Below are 6,598 nucleotides of genomic sequence, written 5' to 3'. Positions count from 1 at the left end.
GTCATTTCAAAGCGTTGAAAACGCTTACGCCATGGTCTTCTGCAGGTTGGCGTCGATGGCGTCGAGGAAGCCGATGGTCGAGAGCCACGGCTGATCCGGGCCGACGAGCAGGGAGAGATCCTTGGTCATCTTGCCTTCTTCGATGGTGTCGACGGTGACCTTTTCCAGCGTCGAGGCGAACTTGGCGAGTGCCGCGTTGTCGTCGAGCTTGGCGCGGTGTGCGAGGCCACGGGTCCAGGCGAAGATCGACGCGGTCGAGTTCGTCGAGGTTTCCTTGCCCTGCTGGTGCTGGCGGTAGTGACGGGTCACGGTGCCGTGGGCGGCTTCCGATTCCACGATCTTGCCATCGGGCGTTGCCAGAACCGAGGTCATCAGGCCAAGCGAGCCGAAGCCCTGGGCCACGATGTCGGACTGCACGTCGCCGTCGTAGTTCTTGCATGCCCAGACATAGCCACCGGACCACTTCAGGGCCGAAGCAACCATGTCGTCGATCAGGCGGTGTTCGTACCAGATCTTCTTGGCTTCGAACTGCTCCTTGAATTCCTTCTCGTAGATCTCCTGGAAGATATCCTTGAAGCGGCCGTCATAGACCTTGAGAATGGTATTCTTGGTCGAGAGATACACCGGCACGCCACGGGCGAGACCATAGTTGAAGCTCGAATAAGCGAAGTCGCGGATCGAGTCGTCCTGGTTGTACATGGCCATGGCCACGCCAGCGCCCGGAGCCTGGTAGACTTCGTGCTCGATGACCTTGCCGTCTTCGCCGGTGAACTTGATGGTCAGCGTGCCCTTGCCCGGGAACGTGAAGTCGGTGGCGCGGTACTGGTCACCAAAGGCGTGACGGCCGACGATGATCGGCTGGGTCCAGCCGGGAACGAGGCGCGGCACGTTCTTGCAGATGATGGGCTCGCGGAAAATCACGCCGCCGAGGATGTTGCGGATGGTGCCGTTGGGCGACTTCCACATCTTCTTGAGGCCGAATTCTTCGACGCGCTGCTCATCGGGGGTGATGGTGGCGCACTTGATGCCGACGCCATATTCGCGAATGGCATTGGCCGAGTCGATGGTCACCTGGTCGTTGGTCGCGTCGCGGTTTTCGATCGAGAGATCATAATACTTGATGTCGAGATCGAGGTAGGGATGGATCAGCTTGTCCTTGATCGCCTGCCAGATGATGCGGGTCATTTCATCGCCGTCGAGGTCCACCACCGGATTGGCGACTTTGATCTTGCTCATCGGATAACTCCCTAAGAATCCTTGGTTTGGCCCCTCGGCCGGTTTCGGCTGCCCCTATAGCATCACACGCGAAAAGCGCAAAGACGGGTCGGGCAAGGGGGCATGCCCGCTTGTTGTCTCTATTTTTGCGGCAGAGTTTGGACGAAGCGCAGGCAGCGCTGCAGCCATTCGCCGAGATCGTCGTCGTCCTCAATCGCATCGCCTGAAACCACGACGAAACCGCCCATGCTGCGTCCGCCCATGTCCATGATACTGGCTCCGGGCAGGGCGAGCGCCTCTTCCATGCCGTCCTTGCCGACGCGGGCCAGCATGCTGCCATCCTTGAGGGGCGCGACCAGCATATTGCCCTGGTGCATGAAGGCGATGCCGCCGAACATTTTCTTTTCAAGACAGTGGACGCGCGCCGGCAACACGGCCCGGATGCGCTCCGCCAATTCGTCCGTCGCCATGCTCATGCCTGTCCGTCCTGCCGATAGGTTTCGTGCCAGGGCAGGTGGTCGGCCACCGGGTCCCAGTGCTGGTAGCTCCGTGAAAAGATCAGTTGGTTTGGCTTGAACCAGGCATTGTCGCCGGCAAAAATGCCGACCGGCACGATGCGCAGGGCCGGTGCACGCGAGCTTTGCGCGAGGACTGTCGTTCCGCATTCGGGGCAGAAGTGTCGCGTGAAGGTGGCGCCGGATTCGGCGGGTCGGGAAAGTGCCTTGGTCGCGCCGACGACACGCAGCGATTCCGTGTGGAACAGGGCGACCGAGGAGTGTCCGGTGCCCGTCGCGCGCTGGCAGTTCTCGCAGGAGCAGTGGAACATGGACACGATGCGACCGTGCACCTGGAGTACGATGGCTCCGCAGTCGCAGCGGCCGCTCTGATCGAGTTCGTGTTTGGCTTGGCTGGTCATGCCGGGAGGCTCGCATGGCACCCGAATGACCGCAAGCCTTGCCAGAAGGCCCGTGGTCGAGGAAACTCTCGCGCCAAAACGGGGAGCCTCATGGGATTTTATCCCGACCTGCCGATCACTACCCAACGCCTGACGCTTCGCCCGTTTACTCGCGGCGATGTCGATGCCGTTCTGGACTATCGGGGCCGCGAAGACGTGGCGCTCTATCTCTTCGACACGGCCCTCAGCCGCGAAGAGTGCGCGCTCGCCGTGCAGCAGCGCACCCTGCAGACCAGTTGGTCGGCCGAGGGCGACAAGATCGTCCTCGCGGCAGTTTTGAGTGAGTCGGATACCGTGATCGGCGAACTGTCGCTGATCTGGCGCTCCGAAGACGCAAGACAGGGTGAAATCGGCTGGATTTTTCATCCGGATCATCACGGACAGGGTTTTGCCACGGAGGCGGCCAGCGCGCTCTTCGACCTCGGCTTCCAAAAGGCTGATCTGCATCGCATTTTTGCCCGTTGCGACACCCGCAATAGCTCTTCGTGGCGGCTAATGGAGCGGCTGGGCATGCGGCGTGAGGCACATTTTCGCGAGCACGCCCGGTTCAAGGGTGGCTGGGACGAAGAATTCGTCTATGCTGTGCTTCGTCGCGAATGGCGTAACGGCGATTGAGCCGAGTCGATTTGCCGCGTTTTCCTTAGGTCAGTAGCGCCCGAGTCCAGCCCATTGGCGGACCCGCGAAAGTGCTTGTTCCGTCGCCTTTGAAATACAAATTTCATTAACGATGGCAGGAACTTCCGACCTGGCGTGCCGTTGTCTGCGTAGAGCGTTCAATCAGCTTTACCGAGGGGCATAGGCCACCATGACCGGACTCGAATTTCCTTTAGCTACAGAACGTCTGCAATTGCGTCACTTCGAGCGTGCAGACGTCGCGCTTGTGGGCCGCTACCATATGCTGCCGGCGGTGCAGCGTTATCTCGTCAGACCCACGCGGTACCCCGAAGATGTGGCAACGGCCGTGGGCATCATGCGCACACAGGTGGGTTTGCAGCGTCCCGGCGATACGCTGACACTCGCTATGCAGCGCAAGGGCGACAAGGCGGTGCTAGGCCATGTGTCGCTGCATTGGTCGGACGCTACGGCGGGGCAGGGCGAACTGCTGTTTGCCATCGACCCGGCCTATGCCGGCAATGGCTTTCTCACCGAAGCCCTGACGGAAATGCTCAACCTCGCGTTCGATCATTTCCGCATTCACCGCGTCTTCGTGCGCTGCGATGGCCGCAATCACCATTCGGCCAAGCTGATGCAGAAGCTCGGCATGCGACTTGAGGCGCATTACCGCGAACATGCCCTGTTCCAGGGCGAATGGGACGAGGAATTGCACTTCGCCATTCTCGATCGTGAATGGCAGGCTTCGTCCAAGGTACATCCGCTTCCCTTGCGTGAACGCGTCGCCTGATTTGCCCGCGCCGCGCATTTGCGCTATGCCGCCCGCCAGTTTGGCTGGATGGCGGCAAAATGGCAGGCACTGATACTTCCGTACCCATCACGCTGGCCCCCGGGCCGGCGATTATTTTGTGCGAACCGCAGTTGGGCGAGAATATCGGCACAGCGGCGCGCGCTATGGCCAATTTTGGCCTGTGGGATCTCCGCCTTGTTCGCCCGCGGGACGGCTGGCCCAACGAAAAGGCAGTCGCTGCCGCGTCGAAGGCCGATCACGTCCTTGAAAAGGTTCGTGTTTTCGAGACGCTGGAAGAAGCCATTGCAGATCTGAAGCTCGTCTATGCGACGACGGCGCGTTCTCGCGACATGCAGAAGGAGGTCCTCGGGCCCGAGGAAGCCTCGATCAATATGGCCCAGCACATTTCTGCCGGGCAGGGCGCGGGACTGTTGTTCGGGCGCGAGCGTTGGGGCCTTCTGAACGATGAAGTCGCCATGTCCGACGCAATCGTCACGCTGCCTGTAGAGCCGGCCTTTGCCTCGCTCAATATCGCCCAGGCCGTGTTGTTGATGGCCTACGAATGGCGGCGCCATGGTGGGGCCGGCAAGGCCTTGCCCTTTAGCGAGGGGCTCGACGAGGCCGCGCCGCGCGAAGAGCTTGCGGGGTTGTTCCAGCATCTCGAAGGGGTGCTCGACAACAGCGGGTTCTTCACGACACCAGACAAGCGCCCGAGCATGGTCAACAACTTGCGCACCGCCCTGACGCGTGGTCGCTTCACCAGCCAGGAGATCCGCACGCTGCGCGGGGTCATTTCGTCGATCGACCGGCGCCACGAGCGGCCGAATCCCAATCGGCAGAAGCCTGCGACGGAAAAACCGCCAACAGAATAAGCCCCGGCGAACCGTTCGGTACGATTCCGCCTTTGACCTTGCTGCGACAAAGTGTCATGCCGGGGCATTATGAGCACGCCCCAGCCCACAGAGCCGTCAAAGCTCGCCTTCACTTACACCGGCTTCCGCTTTTTCTGGCTCACCACGCTGCTGGTGAGCTTTGCGGTGCAGATCATGTCGGTGTCCATCGCCTGGCAGATTTACGACGTCACCGGCAATGCCTTCCTGCTCGGGCTCGTGGGCTTGTGCCTCTTCCTGCCGGCGCTGCTGCTCATTCTCGTCACCGGCCTCACCGCGGACCGCTTCAATCGCCGCGGCATCATGGCGATCTGTCTTTCAGTCGAGCTTATCTGCGCGCTGGCGTTCCTGACCCTTGTGAATGCTGAGGCGCACGAAGTCTGGCCGATTTTCGTCGTGCTGCTCTTCCTTGGTACCGCGCGGGCTTTCTGGGGCCCGGCTGCGCAGTCGCTGGCGCCTAACCTTGTGCCGCCCGAGGCGCTGTCCAACGCGATCACCGTCAATGCTTCGGCATGGCAGTTTGCGTCGATCACCGGCCCGGCCGCCGGCGGTCTGCTTTACGGCATATCGCCGACCTTCGCTTTTGGAACCGGCGCAATCTTGCTGGTCTGCGCAGTAGTGACTGTGCTGCTGATCCCCAAACCCATGCAGCGCGAGTCGCACCAGGCGACGAGCCTTGAAACCATCTTCGGTGGCTTCCGCTACATTTTCTCGAACAAGGTCGTTCTCGGCGCTATCTCGCTCGACATGTTCGCCGTGCTAATGGGTGGCGCTGTGGCGCTGCTGCCGGTCTACGTCAAGGATATCCTCCACGCCGGCCCGGTTGAATTGGGCCTGCTGCGCGCAGCGCCAGGCATTGGCGCCATTCTCATGGCGCTCTACCTAACCCGTTTCCCCGTCCGAGATCACGCCGGCAAGATCCTGTTCCTCTTCGTCGGTCTCTTCGGCGCCTTCACCGTAGTCTTTGGCTTCTCCACCACCGTTTGGGTTTCCATTCCGGCGCTCGCGCTGGTTGGCGCTTCCGACATGGTCAGCGTCACAATCCGCGAAACCATCATGCAGCTTTGGACACCTGAAGAGGTGCGTGGCCGCGTCAATGCCGTCAATTCGGTGTTCATCGGCGCTTCGAACGAGCTGGGTGAATTCCGCGCCGGCACGGTGGCGCATCTGCTCGGTCCCGTACCCGCCGTCGTCATCGGTGGCTTCGGCGCCATGATCGTCGCAGTGGTGTGGAGTCGCATCTTCCCTCAGCTGCGAGAACAGCGGCATATCGACAAGCGAATGGCCTGACTCGGCGGGTAAAAACCCCCGGAATGCTTGACACATTCGGTCGTCCCCACTATCAAGCGCGCACCTATCCGGCCTTCGGGTCTATAGGCGCACCCGGGATCTCCTGAATTTTTAGGAATCTGTCGGCTCTTGGCGACAAGGGCAAAGGAGGGCGCGATCCATTCTAACAAAGAAAGGGATACGCGATGTCGAAGCGTCATTCTGTAAAGTACAAGATTGACCGCCGTCTTGGCGAGAACATCTGGGGCCGTCCGAAGTCCCCTCTCAACGCACGTGCCTATGGCCCCGGCCAGCACGGTCAGCGTCGTAAGGGCAAGCTCTCGGACTACGGTCTGCAGCTGCGCGCCAAGCAGAAGCTGAAGGGCTACTATGGCTCGATCACCGAAAAGGGTTTCCGTCGTCTTTATGACGAAGCCAACCGCCGTAAGGGCGACACTGGCGAAAACCTGATCGGTCTGCTCGAAAGCCGCCTGGACGCCATCGTCTACCGTGCAAAGTTCGTTGCCACCGTCTTCGCCGCCCGTCAGTTCGTGTCCCACGGCCACGTTCTCGTCAACGGCAAGCGCGTGAACATTCCGTCCTACCAGGTCAAGGTCGGCGACAAGATCGAAGTGCGTGAACGCTCCAAGCAGCTCACCGTCGTTCTCGAAGCCGTCCAGCTCGCCGAACGCGACGTGCCGGATTACGTGGAAGTCGACCACAACAAGTTGACCGCCACCTACGCCCGCGTGCCCGCTCTGTCGGACGTGCCGTACCCGGTCCAGATGGAACCGAACCTCGTCGTCGAATTCTACTCGCGCTAAGCGAAACGAGTTTGAAACTAAAAGGCCGCCCCTCGGGGCGGCC

At 61.0% G+C, this 6,598-nt stretch carries 8 protein-coding genes; 5 read left to right on the top strand and 3 right to left on the bottom strand.

Going from position 1 to position 6,598, the window contains the following annotated elements:
• Positions 1-24: 24 nt before the first annotated feature.
• From ABW043_RS09205 to ABW043_RS09195, 3 genes are all read right to left on the bottom strand, one after another.
• Positions 25-1,236, bottom strand: coding sequence for an NADP-dependent isocitrate dehydrogenase (locus ABW043_RS09205; protein WP_353920917.1), 1,212 nt, complete (start codon positions 1,234-1,236; stop codon positions 25-27).
• Positions 1,237-1,355: 119 nt separating this feature from the next.
• Entirely contained in the window at positions 1,356-1,691 is a 336-nt protein-coding gene (locus ABW043_RS09200) for a TfoX/Sxy family protein (protein ID WP_353920916.1), read from the bottom strand.
• Positions 1,688-2,131 carry a GFA family protein gene (locus ABW043_RS09195; RefSeq protein WP_353920915.1) on the bottom strand — a complete coding sequence of 148 codons (444 nt, stop codon included), beginning with the start codon at positions 2,129-2,131 and terminating at the stop codon, positions 1,688-1,690. The genes ABW043_RS09200 and ABW043_RS09195 overlap by 4 nt, the downstream gene beginning before the upstream one ends.
• 90 nt (positions 2,132-2,221) lie before the next feature.
• Between ABW043_RS09195 and ABW043_RS09190 the strand changes: the two genes are divergently transcribed.
• From ABW043_RS09190 to rpsD, 5 genes are all read left to right on the top strand, one after another.
• A complete protein-coding gene (locus ABW043_RS09190; RefSeq protein WP_353920914.1) occupies positions 2,222-2,785 on the top strand; it encodes a GNAT family N-acetyltransferase in 564 nt (187 codons plus the stop codon).
• A gap of 190 nt (positions 2,786-2,975) precedes the next feature.
• Entirely contained in the window at positions 2,976-3,572 is a 597-nt protein-coding gene (locus ABW043_RS09185; RefSeq protein ID WP_353920913.1) for a GNAT family N-acetyltransferase, read from the top strand.
• Between the two features lie 59 nt (positions 3,573-3,631).
• A complete protein-coding gene (locus ABW043_RS09180) occupies positions 3,632-4,444 on the top strand; it encodes an RNA methyltransferase (protein WP_353920912.1) in 813 nt (270 codons plus the stop codon).
• A 69-nt stretch (positions 4,445-4,513) separates the two neighbouring features.
• Complete coding sequence (locus ABW043_RS09175) at positions 4,514-5,752, top strand: MFS transporter (protein ID WP_353920911.1); 1,239 nt, start codon at positions 4,514-4,516, stop codon at positions 5,750-5,752.
• A 185-nt stretch (positions 5,753-5,937) separates the two neighbouring features.
• Positions 5,938-6,555 (top strand): 30S ribosomal protein S4, encoded by a 618-nt coding sequence (gene rpsD / locus ABW043_RS09170; RefSeq protein WP_056307386.1) that lies wholly within the window; start codon positions 5,938-5,940, stop codon positions 6,553-6,555.
• Positions 6,556-6,598 lie beyond the last annotated feature (43 nt).

Origin of the sequence: Devosia sp., from assembly GCF_040509215.1 — a bacterium.
Lineage (GTDB): Bacteria > Pseudomonadota > Alphaproteobacteria > Rhizobiales > Devosiaceae > Devosia.
The sequence above is the reverse complement of the archived record's forward strand: the minus strand, read 5'-3'. Positions and strand labels throughout refer to the sequence as shown.

Bases quoted from the DNA above. Each gene is read 5' to 3' on its own strand.
- ABW043_RS09205 (WP_353920917.1), bottom strand. From the start codon at position 1,236: ATGAGCAAGATCAAAGTCGCCAATCCGGTGGTGGACCTCGACGGCGAT.
- ABW043_RS09200 (WP_353920916.1), bottom strand. From the start codon at position 1,691: ATGAGCATGGCGACGGACGAATTGGCGGAGCGCATCCGGGCCGTGTTG.
- ABW043_RS09195 (WP_353920915.1), bottom strand. From the start codon at position 2,131: ATGACCAGCCAAGCCAAACACGAACTCGATCAGAGCGGCCGCTGCGAC.
- ABW043_RS09190 (WP_353920914.1), top strand. From the start codon at position 2,222: ATGGGATTTTATCCCGACCTGCCGATCACTACCCAACGCCTGACGCTT.
- ABW043_RS09185 (WP_353920913.1), top strand. From the start codon at position 2,976: ATGACCGGACTCGAATTTCCTTTAGCTACAGAACGTCTGCAATTGCGT.
- ABW043_RS09180 (WP_353920912.1), top strand. From the start codon at position 3,632: ATGGCAGGCACTGATACTTCCGTACCCATCACGCTGGCCCCCGGGCCG.
- ABW043_RS09175 (WP_353920911.1), top strand. From the start codon at position 4,514: ATGAGCACGCCCCAGCCCACAGAGCCGTCAAAGCTCGCCTTCACTTAC.
- rpsD (WP_056307386.1), top strand. From the start codon at position 5,938: ATGTCGAAGCGTCATTCTGTAAAGTACAAGATTGACCGCCGTCTTGGC.